General features: G+C 38.9%; 13 protein-coding genes and 1 pseudogene. 11 read left to right on the top strand and 3 right to left on the bottom strand.

What is annotated here, in order from left to right:
- Positions 1-5: 5 nt before the first annotated feature.
- From ORNRH_RS00870 to ORNRH_RS00815, 11 genes are all read left to right on the top strand, one after another.
- Positions 6-974 (top strand): D-2-hydroxyacid dehydrogenase, encoded by a 969-nt coding sequence (locus ORNRH_RS00870; RefSeq protein WP_014790027.1) that lies wholly within the window; start codon positions 6-8, stop codon positions 972-974.
- A gap of 3 nt (positions 975-977) precedes the next feature.
- Positions 978-1,988 carry an o-succinylbenzoate synthase gene (locus tag ORNRH_RS00865; protein ID WP_014790026.1) on the top strand — a complete coding sequence of 337 codons (1,011 nt, stop codon included), beginning with the start codon at positions 978-980 and terminating at the stop codon, positions 1,986-1,988.
- A 5-nt stretch (positions 1,989-1,993) separates the two neighbouring features.
- Positions 1,994-2,992 carry an AMP-binding protein gene (locus ORNRH_RS00860; protein ID WP_014790025.1) on the top strand — a complete coding sequence of 333 codons (999 nt, stop codon included), beginning with the start codon at positions 1,994-1,996 and terminating at the stop codon, positions 2,990-2,992.
- Positions 2,993-3,035: 43 nt separating this feature from the next.
- Positions 3,036-3,998 (top strand): YpdA family putative bacillithiol disulfide reductase, encoded by a 963-nt coding sequence (locus ORNRH_RS00855; RefSeq protein ID WP_014790024.1) that lies wholly within the window; start codon positions 3,036-3,038, stop codon positions 3,996-3,998.
- A gap of 319 nt (positions 3,999-4,317) precedes the next feature.
- Positions 4,318-5,469 carry a hypothetical protein gene (locus ORNRH_RS12465; protein ID WP_014790023.1) on the top strand — a complete coding sequence of 384 codons (1,152 nt, stop codon included), beginning with the start codon at positions 4,318-4,320 and terminating at the stop codon, positions 5,467-5,469.
- Positions 5,470-5,500: 31 nt separating this feature from the next.
- Positions 5,501-5,884, top strand: a complete 384-nt coding sequence (locus ORNRH_RS00840; protein WP_014790022.1) for an HU family DNA-binding protein — start codon at positions 5,501-5,503, stop codon at positions 5,882-5,884.
- A 156-nt stretch (positions 5,885-6,040) separates the two neighbouring features.
- Entirely contained in the window at positions 6,041-7,387 is a 1,347-nt protein-coding gene (locus ORNRH_RS00835) for an FAD-dependent oxidoreductase (protein WP_036600857.1), read from the top strand.
- 262 nt (positions 7,388-7,649) lie between these two features.
- Positions 7,650-9,098 (top strand): asparagine--tRNA ligase, encoded by a 1,449-nt coding sequence (asnS, locus tag ORNRH_RS00830; RefSeq protein WP_014790020.1) that lies wholly within the window; start codon positions 7,650-7,652, stop codon positions 9,096-9,098.
- 30 nt (positions 9,099-9,128) lie between these two features.
- Complete coding sequence (gene rpoN / locus ORNRH_RS00825) at positions 9,129-10,613, top strand: RNA polymerase factor sigma-54 (protein ID WP_014790019.1); 1,485 nt, start codon at positions 9,129-9,131, stop codon at positions 10,611-10,613.
- 190 nt (positions 10,614-10,803) lie between these two features.
- Positions 10,804-12,495, top strand: coding sequence for a lysine--tRNA ligase (gene lysS / locus ORNRH_RS00820; RefSeq protein WP_014790018.1), 1,692 nt, complete (start codon positions 10,804-10,806; stop codon positions 12,493-12,495).
- 68 nt (positions 12,496-12,563) lie between these two features.
- Positions 12,564-13,082, top strand: a complete 519-nt coding sequence (locus ORNRH_RS00815; RefSeq protein WP_014790017.1) for a DUF421 domain-containing protein — start codon at positions 12,564-12,566, stop codon at positions 13,080-13,082.
- Between the two features lie 48 nt (positions 13,083-13,130).
- On the opposite strand, the pseudogene ORNRH_RS00810 reads toward ORNRH_RS00815, so the two are convergent.
- The 3 genes and pseudogenes from ORNRH_RS00810 to ORNRH_RS00800 form a co-directional block, all read right to left on the bottom strand.
- Positions 13,131-14,075 (bottom strand): annotated as a pseudogene (locus ORNRH_RS00810) (NAD-dependent epimerase/dehydratase family protein).
- Positions 14,076-14,297: 222 nt separating this feature from the next.
- Positions 14,298-16,007 carry a phospho-sugar mutase gene (locus ORNRH_RS00805; RefSeq protein WP_014790016.1) on the bottom strand — a complete coding sequence of 570 codons (1,710 nt, stop codon included), beginning with the start codon at positions 16,005-16,007 and terminating at the stop codon, positions 14,298-14,300.
- Positions 16,008-16,023: 16 nt separating this feature from the next.
- Entirely contained in the window at positions 16,024-16,728 is a 705-nt protein-coding gene (locus ORNRH_RS00800; RefSeq protein WP_014790015.1) for a GIN domain-containing protein, read from the bottom strand.
- Positions 16,729-16,739: the final 11 nt, after the last annotated feature.

The following is a 16,739-nucleotide window of genomic DNA, read 5'->3' as shown; positions in this document are numbered from 1 at the left end:
TACCAATGAATATACTCATCAACGACGGAATTTCTGCTAAAGGAGGGAAAATGTTGCAAGAAGCAGGATTTACATTATTCACACAAAAAGTTCCGCAAGAGAAACTCATAAAATTCATGCGCGACAAAAACATCGAAATCCTTTTGGTGCGCAGCGCAACGCAGGTACCGATGGAAGTAATGGAAGATGTTCCTTCTCTAAAGCTCATCGGTCGTGGGGGAACTGGATTAGACAACATCGATGTTGATTTTGCCGATCAAGTAGGCGTACAAGTCATCAATACGCCCAACGCAGCAACACAATCGGTAGCAGAACTTACGATGGCGCATTTGTTGAGTTTGGCAAGAAATCTTCACGATTCCAATAGAAATATGCCACTTGAGGGCGATGTCAATTTCAATCAATTAAAGAAAGATTACGCCAATGCCGTTGAGCTAAAGGGCAAAGTGCTAGGCATCATCGGTTATGGTAGAATTGGTCGAAAAGTAGCCGAAATGGCACTGGGACTAGGCATGCGTGTCATGGGCGTTAAGCAAGACAGCCATCCAGAAAATAAAGATGATGTAACTTTGGAATTCTATGACGGACAAACGGTTACAATCAAAGTGCCACTCGTGGATTTAGACGATGTTTTAAAACTTTCAGATTTTATAACTATTCACACACCGAAGCAAGATCGCTATTTGCTTGATGAATTGGCATTTAGCAAAATGAAGGACGGCGTATTCATTGTAAATGTTGCGCGTGGTGGCGTTTTGGACGAAGTTGCTTTGGTTAAAGCCATAGACGATGGCAAAGTGCGAGGTGCGGCACTCGATGTGTTTGAAAACGAGCCAAATCCAGCTTTGCAGATTTTGATGCATCCACAGCTTTCGCTTTCTCCACATGTGGGCGGAAACACCAAGGAAGCACAAGACAGAATTGGCGAAGAATTGGCAGAGCAAATCATCAAAATTTTTGGTCGTCAAAACTAAAATATGCGAGCTTTTTTCAATAAATATACCTTAATTTTCAAGCGAGCAGGGGGCACTTCGCGTGGCGTTTTGCACACCAAATCCACTTATTTTATCTATATTGAAAACGAGGGATTTACCGCCATGGGCGAGTGTAATTTATTTGAAGGCTTAAGTGCTGATGATGTGCCCGAATACGAGCAAGTTTTAACCCAAGTATGCCAAGAAATTACTGAGCAAAAAACTTTTAATTGGGAAAAATATAGAAAATTCCCGTCTATTCAATTTGGGGGGGAGCAAGCGATGCTTTCACTAAAACACCGAAAACAAGAATTTTTGTTTAACAATGCATTTTCTCGTGCCGAAAAAGGCATTCAAATCAATGGGCTGATTTGGATGGGTTGCGTGGAATTTATGCAAGAACAAATCAAGGAAAAATTAGCTCAAGGTTTTTCTTGTATTAAAATTAAAATCGGCACCAATTGGCAAGAAGAAAAAGCGATTTTAAAACAATTACGCCAGCAATTTTCTGCCGAGGATTTAGAGCTAAGAGTGGATGCCAATGGCGCGTTTAGTTTTGAGCAAGCACAGGAAGTTTTGCAGGATTTAGCCGAGCTAAAAATTCATTCCATAGAACAGCCAATTAAGGCAGGAAATTGGGAACAAATGGCAAAATTATGCCAAATAACGCCCACACCCATCGCCTTGGACGAGGAGCTCATCGGCGTGTTTGATTTTGAACAAAAAGCGGATTTATTACAAAAAATTAAGCCACAATATATTATTTTAAAACCAGCTTTGGTAGGTGGTTTTCAAGGAAGTAGGGAGTGGATACAATTGGCGGAGCAGCAAAATATCGCTTGGTGGATTACTTCTGCACTCGAGAGCAATGTTGGGCTGAATGCCATTGCGCAATTCACTGCCGAGTTCGATAATGATTTGCCGCAAGGTTTGGGCACAGGTGGATTGTTTACCAATAATGTTGCGGCGGATTTAGTCGTGCGTGGCGAAAAACTTTGGCGCACACAAAAATAAAAGCCATGATTTTAGATTTTTCATCGGAGAGTTTTAATTTAAATCAATTAAGTGTAGAGGCAAAATGGGAGCAGGAAATTCTTGATTTTGTGGAAGAATACTTGCACCACGACCAAATCATTGCACACACTTCGGGGTCTACGGGAACGCCCAAAGAAATTCGCTTGCCCAAGCAGGCGATGCAACATTCGGCGAGGCTCACGGCAGATTTTTTAGGATTAAAGAAAGGCGATTCGGCTTTGTTGTGCCTGCCTGCACAATACATTGCGGGCAAAATGATGATTGTGCGTGCGATAGAAATCGGATTTAAGCTTATTTGCATTGAGCCCAAAAGCCTTGTGAAAATCCATGAAAATGTGGATTTTGCAGCACTCACGCCCATGCAAGCCGAGCGTTCGCTAGAATCTTTAAATAAGATGGGGAAAATAATTCTCGGTGGTGCGCCCGTAAACGAAAAGCTTGAAAATCAACTAAAAAATATAAATTCCGAATGTTTTGAAACTTACGGAATGACCGAAACGATTACGCACATTGCGCTCAGAAAACTCAATGCGCAAAAATCATTTCACACGCTGGCAGAAATGCAAATTTCGCAAGATGAGCGTGGTTGTTTAAAGATTCAAACGCCTTATTTTCAGGAGCCGATTCAGACCAATGATGTGGTGGAAATTTTGGCTAAAAATGAATTTGTGTGGCAAGGACGAGCCGATAATATCATCAATTCTGGAGGTTTAAAAATTAATCCCGAGCCAATTGAAGCCTTGCTAAAAAATTATATTCCGTGTAATTTTATCGTGGGAGGAATCAAAGATGAATTATTAGGCGAAAAATTGGTTTTAATACTAGAAAGCGAAAAAGAGATTCCGCTTGAAATCCCCGCCGAGCTTTTGCCTAAAAATAAAATGCCAAAATCTGTTTTTTATTTAAAAGAATTCCCCAAAACACTCAGCGGAAAAGTGAAAAGAAAAGAGTGCGTTTTAGCTATTCAGTCCGACAAAAAATAGCTTAAAAATCGTTTTTTTTAATCCCATTTCGTACCTTTGACTCATGAAAAATACTTACGATATTGCAATCATTGGGGCAGGACCTATGGGAATTGCTACGGCGATTGAAGCCCAAGCCAATGGATTGTCTCATATAGTTTTAGAAAAAGGAAGTTTGGTCAATTCGGTGTATCATTTTCCTAAGAGCATGACTTTCTTTTCCACTTCAGAAAAATTAGAAATCGGGGGTGTGCCTTTTGTTTCTATCAACGAAAAACCAAAACGCGACGAAGCACTTGAATACTATCGCCGTGTGGCGCAAAAATGGGAATTAAACATTCACACCATGGAGGAAGTTGTGGAGGTGAAAAAGGAAGAAAATACCTTTCGTGTAGTATCTGAGAAAGATGCTTATTTTGCCAAAAATGTGGTGGTGGCAACGGGCTTTTACGACGAGCCAAATTTGCTGAATGTTCCAGGAGAAAGTTTGCCGAAAGTGTCTCATTATTTTGATGATGCGCATCCCTATATCGGGAAAAAGGTGGCAGTGATTGGTGCAGCCAATAGTGCAACGCAGGTGGCTCTTGAGCTTTTCTACAAAGGGGCAGAGGTGAGCCTTATCGTGCGTGATGCCGAAATTGGGCAAAATGTAAAATATTGGATCCGCCCGAATATCGTAAATCGCATTAAATCAGGTGAGATTACAGGTTTCTACAACACGAGCGTACAAGAAATTACGCCCAATTCCATTATTTTAAAAACGCCAGAAGGAGTGCAAGAAATAGAAAACGATTTTGTTTTTGCCATGATTGGCTATCATCCTAATTATCAATTTTTGGAGAAAATCGGTATCAATTGCGAAACCGATCCGTTCCGTACGCCAGACTTTAAAGAGGATTCTCACATGACCAATATTGAGGGGCTTTATGTTGCGGGGGTAGTGTGCGGAGGCGGAAATACCAGCCGTTTCTTCATCGAAAATTCAAAAGAGCACGCACAAGCCATTATTCAAAATATTTTAAAATAAATCGTAAAGAATATTATTTATAAACCCCACAAAATTTGATTTTTGTGGGGTTTATGTTTTTTATTGTTTTTAAAAAAACATTTTTTACCTTTGCACGTTTCAAAGTTTTTGATAATATGGAGTTTACTAATCTTGATGTTATAGTTTTTTAGATAAAAACTTGCTCTATAAAATATAGAAATCTCGGTAAATTGTGTAAATGTGTTAGCATTTATCATGTATGTATAAAAAACTAAAAAATATTTAACTTGGAGAAAATTAATATTACATGCTAGATCAAAATATTAAATAAAAATCAATACAAAAATAATAAATAGAAATGAAGAAAAACATTTTACTATTGTCTATCTTAGCTATGGGAGGAAACCTTTTAGCGCAAGAAAATCAAACTAGAGTAGGGATTAACACCACAACGCCTAAAGCCACATTAGATATTGGTAAAGGAAGCGTGGATGAGGCTAAAGGACTGCTAATACCACGCCTTACGGCAGACGAGGTAAAGACTATGACCGATGCCAATAAGGTAGGCGAAGACCAAAACTCTTTACTTCTTTATGTAACAGAGCCTTTTGCTGAAACCAAAAACAAAACAGGCAAATATGAGCTGATAGACCAAGTGGGCTACTACTATTACGACGCCAAAGACAACGGCGGCAAGTGGAAGAAATTAGACACTACGCTTTATGGGAGCAATGGTACCCTCTCTACCGACCGCACCGTAACGATGGACGGCAAAACTTTAACCTTTAAAGGGACGGAGCAAAATAAAGCAAAAATACAAGTGCAGCATATAGAAGAACGCCCCGCGAGTGAAGAGATTTCTGGCGTAGTAATGGCTAACGATGGAACGCTAAAGAGGGATAGCTGGTGGAGGCTAGGCGATGGTAGCATAAATACTAGCTTGATAAATGAGCAAAGCGTTATATATACCACGCAGGGAATAATAAAATATGATACAGAAAATAAGCGTTGGAACATGAAAACCACGATTAGTGTTGGATGCGATGGAGTCCTTCGTCTCGACCCAGAGAAGTCAGGCGACGCACCTCTTTATCCTACTATGAAAAGAGTAAAGGCATTTGTTAGTGTTCCCAAAACTAATCTCATTTCTGAATTAGAGAAAATTAATTTAGAAACAAATGCCATCAGGTTTGTGTTTGGTCCCAATTATTGTAAGGAAGGAGATGAGTGTTTTCAGAATTTTTTTAGATCCTTTTCTTTCCCCGTAGGACCGTATACTTATGATGGTAGCCCTCTGAAAAATGAGAGAGAGTTATCTATGATAGATTCACCAGAACCAGATCAAATATCTACTACCCAAGGAATAAATACTATCCAAGGAACACAAGAAAACTTTATCTGGCTTCAAGCTTCAAGGATTTTAGGTGTCCAATGTTATCAAGGCGGAGATGGTGTTTACGAAGGATGGGGTGGTCTTGTGGAAGATAATGTGATAGCCATCAAATACTAATCTAAATATTAACCCACAAAAATACAGAAACATGCCAATTAAATACAAAGTAATCGAGAGAGGAGAGCCTGGTGTAAAGGGCGGTGGCGCCAAGAAATACTACGCCTCGCCCAATATGAGCGGAGAACTAAGCCTCGAGGGGCTTACCAAAGCCATTGAGAAGATTAGCACGGTGAGCGGAGCAGACATTCGCGCGGTGCTGTATGCCTTGGTAGATGTGATGGATGGCGCTTTAGCCGAGGGGCAAATCGTCCGTTTGGGCGAGCTGGGTAGCCTGCGCACAAGTTTCAGTAGCGAGGGCAAAGCCAAAGCCGAGGAGGTAAATGCCACAAGCATTAAAAACCCCAAAGTGATTTTCACCCCAGGCAAAAATATTAAAAAGACACTCGCTATCCTCTCCTACGAGAAGCTCTAAAAACTTATAGCTATAAAATAAATTTTTATAACTAAACTATAAAAATAAATCCTATGCTTATAAAATTACAAACTTATGGGCATAGGATTTTTTTATCGTACTTATTACATTATTGAACGATTTTTGCAGTGGTTTTATACACTAAATAATACAACTATGGAAAAAGTACAAAATTTAATCATAGGTTTTGGCAAAGCGGGCAAAACGCTCGCAGTGGATTTAGCCAAAGCCGGACAATCTGTAATTTTAGTAGAACAATCTCCCAAAATGTATGGCGGAACCTGCATTAATGTAGGTTGTATTCCGTCCAAAAAGTTGGCTTTTTTGGCTCACGAAAAGCATGCTATGCAAAAGCAAGACGCAATCACTCTAGGCGAGGCAGTGAATGAGAAAGATGCTTTAATCGAGAAATTAAACAAAGCCAACTATGACAAAGTGGCAAAAGTAGCCAAAGTAGTAACGGGCAAAGCAAGTTTTGTAGATGCCAACACCGTAAAAGTAGCACTTGCCGACGGGGGAGAAGAAACCATCTCTGCCGAGAGAGTTTTCATCAACACAGGAGCCAAAAACTGGGCACCACCGATTGAGGGCTTAAAAGACAATCCGTTTGTGTACGATAGCACAAGCATTATGGAACTCCAGAAAGCACCGAAACATTTAGTAATAATTGGAGGAGGCTACATCGGTCTTGAATTTGCGTTTACCCTATCAGAATTTGGAACCAAAGTAACCATTCTTGAAACCAGCGATACCTTTGTTCCGCGCGAGGACAGAGAAATTGCGGCAGAATTAGAAAAAATTATGAATTCTCGCAATATCGAGATTAAACTCAACCAAAAAGTAGAAAAGGTTACGGCAAAAGAGGATGTTGCAATCGTGCAAACTGCCGATGGCGATTTAGAAGCCGAAGCGGTTTTGGTAGCCACAGGACGCCGTGCCAATGTACAAGATTTAGCTTTGGAAAATGCAGGCGTAAAATTGGCAGAACGAGGATATATCGAGGTGAATGAATATTTACAAACCAGCGTTCCGCATATTTGGGCAATGGGCGATGTAGCGGGCAGTCCGCAATTTACATACATTTCGCTAGATGATTACCGCGTGGTAAAAGACCAAATCTTGGGCGACGGCGAGCGCAGCACACGAGGCAGAACATTCCCGTATGCCGTATTTGTGGATCCGCCACTTGCCAATGTGGGATTAACCGAGGCTGTAGCCAAAGAAAAAGGAATCAAAGTCCGTACAGCGAAATTACCAGCCGTAAATATCCCAAAAGCCAAAATCTTGGAACAAACCGAGGGCTTGCTAAAAGCGGTGGTAGATGCCGAGACAGATCAAATTATCGGGGCGCAGTTGTTGTGTGCAGAATCGCACGAAATCATTAATTTCTTGGATTTAGCCATTCGCCAAGGCATGACATGGCAAGAGGTGAGAGATTACATTTTTACGCACCCAACTATGATTGAGGCATTTAATATGCTATTCGGTCAATTTGAGGATTAAACTTTAAAAAACTCATAAAAACAAAAATCTCCACATTTTGTGGAGATTTTTTTATGCTTGAAAAAATGGTTTAATTTAAATGAAAAAGTTGTTTTTAGCTTTAAAAGCTAAAAAACATCAAAAATCGGTTTTTTGCATTTGTTTAAACTTTTAGACCAAAACATAAATGAAAAAAATCGTGCGCCGAAGGCTCAAAAATTATGCCTTTGTTTTACATAAATCTAAAATTTAAATTACCTTTGTATTTATTAATCTTAAAAAAATGACTAGATATTATATAAACGATTTGTTGAAAAAAGGAAAAGATGCTAATCACGAAGAGGTAATTGTGAAAGGATGGGTTCGCTCTTTTCGTAGCAATCGTTTCATCTCGCTAAACGATGGAACAAGCCTTGGAAACATTCAAGTAGTGGTAGATTTTGAAAACTTTGACGAGGAATTGTTGAAGAAAATCAGTGTAGCTTCTTCGTTAAAAGTTACAGGAACCGTGGTAGAAAGCCAAGGAAAAGGTCAGGAAATCGAAGTTTTAGCCAAAAAAATTGAAGTGTATGGCGAAGTGAATCCAGATGAGTTGCAAGAAACCATTCTTCAGCCAAAAAAACACTCGCTCGAAAAACTGAGAGAGCAAGCGCATTTAAGATTTAGAACCAATACTTTTGGTGCGATTATGCGTGTGCGCCACGCATTGATGTTTGCCATCCATGATTACTTTAATCAAAAAGGATTTTTCTATGTAAACACTCCAATTATCACGGGATCTGATGCCGAGGGAGCAGGAGAGATGTTTACAGTAACCAATTTCACTTTGGGCGAGGAGCCACGCAACGAGGAAGGTGCTGTGGATTTTAAAGAAGATTTCTTTGGTAAAAAAACAAATCTCACAGTATCTGGTCAGTTAGAGGCAGAAACTGCAGCTATGGGACTTGGCAAGGTCTACACTTTTGGACCTACCTTTAGAGCAGAAAATTCCAATACTTCTCGCCACTTGGCGGAATTCTGGATGATTGAGCCAGAGGTGGCGTTCAATGACTTAGATGACAATATGGATTTGGCAGAAGATTTCATGAAATATGTGATTAAGTATGCGCTAGACCATTGTCAAGAAGATTTAAAATTCTTGGACGAAAGATACAAAAAGACACAAGAAGAAAAACCGAAAAACGAGCGTGCAGAGCTTGGCTTGATTGAGCGTTTGGAATATGTGTTAAACAATAAATTCGTTCGTTTAAGCTATACCGAGGCTATCGAGATTTTGAAAAAATCTAAGCCAAACCAAAAGAAAAAATTCAAATATTTAATCGAAGAGTGGGGGGCAGATTTGCAATCTGAGCACGAAAGATATTTGGTGGAAAAACACTTTAAATCTCCGGTGATTTTGTTTGATTATCCTGCCAAAATCAAAGCTTTCTATATGCGATTAAACGATGACAAAGAAACCGTGCGCGCCATGGATGTATTGTTCCCGAGCATCGGAGAAATCATCGGAGGTTCGCAAAGAGAGGAACGCCTAGATGTGCTAAAAGAAAAAATGCAGAAAATGGGCGTGAGCGAAGAGGAACTTTGGTGGTATCTCGATACGCGCAGATTTGGAACCGTGCCACACAGTGGATTTGGTTTAGGATTGGAGCGTTTGGTATTGTTTGTAACAGGCATGTCAAACATTCGCGATGTGATTCCGTTCCCAAGAACGCCAAAAAATGCAGAATTTTAATAATTTATAATATAAGCGATTACAAGCTATATGCTTAAACAAGAACTACAACAAAAATTACAACAAAAATTATCTCCACAGCAGATTCAGTTGATGAAGTTGGTGCAGCTGCCCACCGTGGCATTTGAGCAACGAGTGAAGGAGGAAATCGAGGAAAATCCAGCTTTGGACGACCAAGATACGCATGAGAATGATGACATCTTTGGAGATAATTCTGCTGATGTGTATGAGGATAATTACGAAGATTCTTATGATGAGAATCAAAATTCGCTAGATCAAGTAGACATCAATGTCGATGAATATTTGAGCGATGATGAGTATCCTTCTTACAAATCATACACCAATAATTATAGTAGCGACGACGAGGAGCGCAAGGTGCCGTATGCGCAGGGAGCAAGTTTTTATGAGCATTTAAAACAGCAATTACACACCTTTAGGCTTAACGAAGAGCAGCAAAATTTAGCCGATTTCCTTATCGGGAATTTAGACGAAGATGGCTATTTGCGTCGTGAAATCAAATCGATTGTAGATGATTTAGCCTTTACGCAAAACATTTATACTTCGCCCGAAGAGCTGACCAATTTGCTTGAGAATTATGTGCAAAAATTAAGTCCTACGGGAGTGGGGGCTCGTAATTTGCAAGAATGTCTTTTGCTTCAATTAAAACAAAAGGAGCAAACACCAAGCGTAGAGCTGGCAGAGGATTTAATCACCAATTCGTTTGAGGCTTTTGCAAAAAGACATTATAAGAAAATCTTGAAAAAACACGAGATTTCGGAAGAAGAACTAAAAGAAGCCATTGATGAGGTAGAGCATTTAAACCCAAAACCAGGGAAAGCCTTTGGGGGCAATACCAAAATAGTGGAGCACATCGTGCCAGATTTCACCATAAGAATTGTAAATGGCGATTTGGAATTGACGCTGAACGGGAGAAATGCACCACAATTGCATATTTCGCGCGAATATTCTGAAATGTTTGACACTTACAAAAAGACCGAAAATAAATCGCAAGAACAGAAAAAAGCGGTGCTTTTTGTAAAACAAAAGTTAGATGCAGCAAAATGGTTTATCGAGGCGATTCAGCAAAGACAAAACACGCTTATGGCTACGATGACCGCCATTATGGAATATCAGCGAGATTATTTCTTGTCTGGCGATGAAACAGAGATTAAACCAATGATTTTAAAGGATATTGCAGAAATCATCGGGATGGACATTTCCACTGTTTCTCGTGTGGCAAATAGCAAATATGTAAACACGCCTTACGGTACATTTTTGATCAAAGATTTGTTCTCAGAATCAATGACTAATGATGATGGAGAGGAAGTTTCGACTCGAGAAATCAAGAAAATTTTGCAAGATATAGTAGGTAGCGAAAACAAGCGCAAGCCACTCACCGATGAAAAATTGGCAAAACATCTTAAAGAAAAAGGTTACAGTATTGCTCGCCGCACGGTGGCAAAATACCGAGAGCAGCTCAACATTCCTGTGGCGAGATTAAGAAAAGAAATTTAAAATAATAGATTCAGATATTTTAAAGTTAGGAGAAGAAGTTTTTCAGCATGCTGAAAAACTTCTTTTTTTATGTTTTTGGAAATTTGGGTTTTAAAAACCTTTAGCCATGAAAAATAATCCAAAAATAAATTTTCGTTTTTCTGAACTTAAAATTGTAATTTTGCAAAATTAGAACTTAAACTAAAATACAATGGCATTATCTGAACAAGAACAAATACGCCGAGAGAAATTACAACAAATCAGAAATTTGGGCATAGACCCATATCCTGCACAAGGATACGATGTTACCGATACCACAACTTCTGCCAAGGAGAATTTTGAAGAAGGAAAGAAAGTTAAGCTTGCGGGTAGATTGATGGCTCGTCGTATTCAAGGAAAAGCTTCGTTTGCAGAATTGCAAGATGCCGAAGGTAGAATTCAGGTTTATTTCAATAGAGATGAAATTTGTCCAGGAGAAGATAAAACTAAATACAACGAATTATATAAAAAATTACTGGATATAGGTGATTTTGTGGGAATTGATGGAGAGCTTTTCAAAACCCAAGTGGGCGAGAAAACGGTGATGGTAAAAGATTTTACTTTGTTGAGTAAATCGCTTAAGCCACTACCATTGCCAAAAACCGATGCCGAAGGAAATGTGCACGACGGATTCACCGATCCAGAAATGCGCTACCGCCAGCGTTATGCCGATTTGGTAGTAAACCCGCATGTGAAGGAAATCTTCAACAAGCGTTCTCGTTTATTTACTGCGATGAGAAATTTCTTCAACGATAAAGGTTATTTCGAGGTAGAAACGCCAATCCTTCAGCCAATTCCAGGAGGAGCAGCGGCGCGTCCGTTCATTACTCAGCACAACGCATTGAACATTCCGCTATATATGCGTATCGCCAACGAGCTTTATCTTAAAAGATTGATTGTAGGTGGCTTTGATGGTGTGTATGAGTTTTCTAAAAACTTTAGAAACGAGGGAATGGATAGAACCCACAATCCAGAATTTACTGCAATGGAGATTTATGTTGCGTACAAAGATTACAACTGGATGATGGATTTCACCGAAAAATTGATTGAGCATTGTGCAATCGCCGTAAATGGGACTACCAAGGCTACTTTTGGCGAGCACGAAATCGATTTCAAAGCTCCATACAAGCGTGTAACGATGCGCGATGCAATTTTGGAATTTACAGGATTTGATATTTTAGGCAAATCTGAGGAGGAATTAAGAGAGGCTGCAAAATCAATGGGCATTGAGGTAGATGACACCATGGGCAAAGGAAAATTAATCGATGAAATCTTTGGAGAAAAATGTGAAGGAAATTACATTCAGCCTACTTTCATCACCGATTATCCTAAAGAAATGTCTCCGCTTACCAAAATGCATAGAGACAATCCATCGCTTACTGAGCGTTTTGAATTAATGGTATGTGGTAAAGAAATTGCCAATGCTTATTCTGAGTTGAACGACCCAATCGACCAAAGAGAGAGATTTGAAGAGCAATTAAAACTTTCTGAAAAAGGAGACGACGAGGCAATGTTCATAGATCAAGATTTCTTGCGTGCACTAGAATACGGAATGCCACCTACTGCAGGTTTAGGAATCGGAATGGATAGACTTGTGATGTTCTTGACCAATCAGCAATCAATTCAAGAAGTATTGTTCTTCCCGCAAATGAAACCAGAGAAAAAAGCACCAAGCTTTGAATTGACAGAAGAGGAAAAGGCAATCGTTGCCCTATTGAGCGAAGAGCCAAAACCACTCGCTGAAGTGAAAGAACAAGCTGGGCTTTCTGGTAAAAAATGGGATAAATCAACCAAAAATTTATCTAAAAACAATGTAATCTCTATCGACAAAGTGGGAGATGATTTAATGATTAAATTAGTATAAATATTTATATATAAATTTTTTAGAGCCAAACATTAAATGTTTGGCTTTTTTTGTAGATTTGTATTGCTATGACAAGTTTGCTCGAAATCATACTTAGAACATTTTGTGTATATCTGTTCATATTTGGAGGGATTAGACTTTTTGGCAAAAATCAATTATCCCAATTAAATGCTGCAGATGTCGTTTTGCTATTATTGATTTCAAATGCTGTGCAAAACGCCATGGTGGGCAATAATACTTCTCTGAAAGGTGGTATCACGGCGGCTTTGGTGCTATTTGTGGCAAATTTAATCATGAAAAAATTTATTTCTAAAAACCGGAAAATCAAGAAGTTTTTAGAATCAGAGCCTGTGACTTTAATCAAAGATGGGCAAATCAATCATAAAAACTTAATGAAAGAGCACATTTCGCTCTCTGAGCTTTATGAAGCCATTCGAGAACATGGCGTAGAAGATGCTGAAGATGTGAGACTAGCCATGTTTGAAATAGATGGGAGCATCAGCATTGTTTCGTTTGACAAAGAAACCGAAAAAACACATTTTACACGCCATAAAAAAATCAGTAGAAACTTCCCCGACCAGAAATAAAAAAAGCCGAACTCCAGAGTTCGGCTTTCATAGTTAAAAAATAATTATTTAGTGAATATTAAGTTTAATTTTTAGGTTCTTGAGCATTTCGTCGGTCATGGCTTCGAGGTCGTAATCTGGTTTCCAACCCCAATCTTTTACTGCTACCGAGTCATCTATTTCAGCAGGCCAAGAGTCTGCAATGGCTTGTCTAAAATCTGGATTATAGGTGATTTCAAACTCAGGAATACGGGTTTTAATGACTTCTGCAATTTCTTTTGGATTAAACGATAAGCCACCTAAATTGTATGATGAATGAACAGTCAATTGGTCTTTGTCTGCCTCCATCAATTGGATTGTCGCCTTGATGGCATCGTTCATATACAGCATAGGCAAAGTAGAATCCTCTTTTAAGAAACATTCATATCTGCCGTCTTCCAAGGCTTTGTAGTAGATATCCACGGCATAATCTGTGGTGCCTCCACCTGGCAAAGTTTTCCAGCTGATGAGCCCTGGGTAGCGGATGCTTCTCACATCTACGCCATATTTTGTGTTGTAATAATCGCACAATCTTTCGCCTGCAAGTTTGGCGATACCATACATACTGAGAGGTTTTTTTACTTCGCTTTGAGGAGTTTGGTATTTGCGAGCCCCTTTGCCATAGACGGCGATACTACTTGGCTAGAAAATCTTTTCTACCAAGCCTTCGCGAGCCATTTCCAGTAAGCTCATAAAAGATTTAGTGTTCAAGTCCCATGCCTTCATCGGGAATTTTTCTGCCACACCAGAAAGCATTGCGGCAAGATGATACACTTGCGTGATGCCTTCCTTTTTTAAAAGGTTTTTCCAGCTTTCTGTGTCCAAAACATCAAGCTGAACATATCTTCCGCCAAAAGGGTTAATCTCCTTAATATCAGAGGCGATTACATTATCATCTCCGTACTTTTCTCTTAAAGCGGTCGTGAGTTCTGAGCCGATTTGCCCCAAAGCTCCAGTTACTAAAATTTTACCCATCTCTATGTGTTATTTTATATGTTTTAATTCAGAAATTTAATCTAGTAGTAAATTTACGAATTAATTTTATAATGCTGCAATTTTTTGAAATAATATTAATTATTTAATTTATTGAAATAGGATATTGTAAAAAATACAATAAATGATTGTTTAGCTTTTAGTTAAAAAAAAACTCCGCCTCATTTATGGGCGGAGTTTTCTGTAAATAAAAAAATTAAATAATTAATTCAATTCTTTTTTTATGTTTTCGATTCTTTCTAATAATTCTGTTTTTACTTTCTCGTATTCTGAAGCAGATTTTAGAGGAGCTTTCACAGAGAAGTAGAATTTAATTTTTGGTTCAGTTCCACTTGGTCTTGCCGCCACTTTAGATCCGTCTTCTGTATAGAATATCAAAACATTTGATTTTGGTAAATCAATTGGTGTTTTTTCGCCTGTTTTGATGTCTAGCGAGTAGCTTTCTTGGTAATCGTTCATCGTTACCACAGGAGAGTTGTTAAATGATTTTGGCGGATTGCTTCTCCAGTCTGCCATCATTTGTTTGATTTCTTCTGCACCAGAAATTCCTGGTTTCACGATAGAAATCAAGGACTCTTGGTAGCATTTGGTTCCTGCATATGCTTTAGCCAATTCTTGATAGAAGCTGCTGCCGTTTGCCTTTGCTTTGGCAGCGATGTGGCAAGCGAGTAGAGTAGAGGTTACAGAATCTTTATCTCTCACGAAATCGTTTACCATGAATCCGAAGCTTTCTTCTCCGCCGCAGATGAATTTTTGAACACCTTCTGCCTCGCGAATCATTTTTCCAATCCATTTAAATCCAGTAAGTCCCGCTTTGCATTCTACGCCGTATTTATCTGCTAAGTCAAAGAACACATCTGAGGTTACAATGGTAGACCCGATGAATTGTTTGCCATTGATTTGGTCTTGTTCTTTCAATTCGTTTAATAAATAATCGGTGAAGACTACATTGGTTTGGTTTCCGTTAAGCAAAACCATTTTTCCGTCGAAATCTCTCACAGCTACCCCAATTCTATCAGCATCTGGATCTGTACCGATTACAATGTCAGCATTGGTAGTTTCTGCTAAGTCCAAAGCAATTTTTAATGCTTCTGGCTCTTCTGGGTTTGGAGATTTTACGGTAGGGAAGTTGCCGTTTGGTGTTGCTTGTTCTTCCACCACATGCACATTGGTAAATCCTGCAGCCTTCAAAGCGTCTGGCGTAATGGCGATTGAAGTTCCGTGGATAGAGGTGAAAACGATTTTTAAATCATCATAACCTGGCTTGTCTTTTCTAGCACCGTATTCTACAGCTTTTGCGATGAATGCATCGTCGATTTCGTTTGGTAAAGTTTCGATTAAATCTTTTTGTGCTTCGAATTTAATATCTTCAACTTTCACTTTTCCCACTTCGGTGATGATTCCGTTGTCGTGTGGCGGAACTACTTGTGCTCCATCGTTCCAGTATACTTTGTATCCGTTATACTCTGGTGGGTTGTGAGAAGCCGTGAGCACGATACCCGCATCGCAACCAAGGTATCTCACCGCAAAAGAAAGCTCTGGTGTAGGACGAAAATTGTCAAAAATATAAGTTTTAATTCCGTTGGCAGATAATACATCAGCCACGATTTGCATGAATTTTCTACTATTATTTCTCACATCGTGTGCTACGGCTACTTTAAGCTCTTTGTTTGGAAATTGTAATTTTAAATAATTTGCCAAACCTTGTGTAGCGGCACCTAAAGTATATTTGTTCAATCGGTTGGTACCCACGCCCATGATGCCACGCATTCCTCCTGTACCAAACTCCAAATCTTTGTAGAAAGATTCTTCTAATTCTGATCCGTTTTCATCGATCATTTTTTGTACTGCTTGGCGAGTTTCTTCATCATAAGCCTCACTCAACCAAAGTTTTGCTCTATCTAATGTTGACATAATATTTTATATTTAATTAATTATTCTGAATTTTAGCTCTGTCTTTCACATCTACATCCTTTTTAGGATTTCCACTGTATTCTAGCGAAGTGTTGTTTGTGATTTTTCCATTTAGTTCGTTCTGAACATCTAAGATCGCTTTAGCTTCATCGCTTAGATTTATTTTAGCCACAGTGGTGTTTAATCTTCCAAAGTTGAGCGTGCTTAAATTTTTGCCCACAACGCTTAATTTGGTAGTAACGCCCAAAATAGTCATTTCAGATTTATCTTTAGCCTCAGCTTCTAATTCTTTTAAATTCACACTAAATTGGTCTACTTTAGCCTCATCTTGAGTAGAAATGTCTAATTTGTTCCCTTGGAAGATTCCAGCAGATTCTGCCAAAACTTTTCCTGCCAAATCGATTTCCTCAATTGGGTGATTGTAGTACACATACACATTGTAAGACTCAAAACCATCTACATCTTTTTTCTCTTTGATATTTAGAGTGTTTCCTTTTGTTGCTATATCAAGATTTTCGATTAAGTTCTCGTGAGTTTGTACACTTATGTAGGCAGAATCGTTTTCAATCAAAGTGATTTTAAACATTCCTTTAGCATCAATTTTATCAAAATTCTGCACCTTGTAATCTTGTGCCATGTCGGCAGAGCCCTCACCTGTAATGCTTTGCTGGCAAGAGAATAAACTGAATCCAAGGACAGAAAGTAGTAAGATTTTTTTCATTGTGTTTTTGT

Source organism: Ornithobacterium rhinotracheale DSM 15997 (assembly GCF_000265465.1).
GTDB classification, from domain to species: Bacteria; Bacteroidota; Bacteroidia; order Flavobacteriales; family Weeksellaceae; genus Ornithobacterium; species Ornithobacterium rhinotracheale.
The sequence above is the reverse complement of the archived record's forward strand: the minus strand, read 5'-3'. Positions and strand labels throughout refer to the sequence as shown.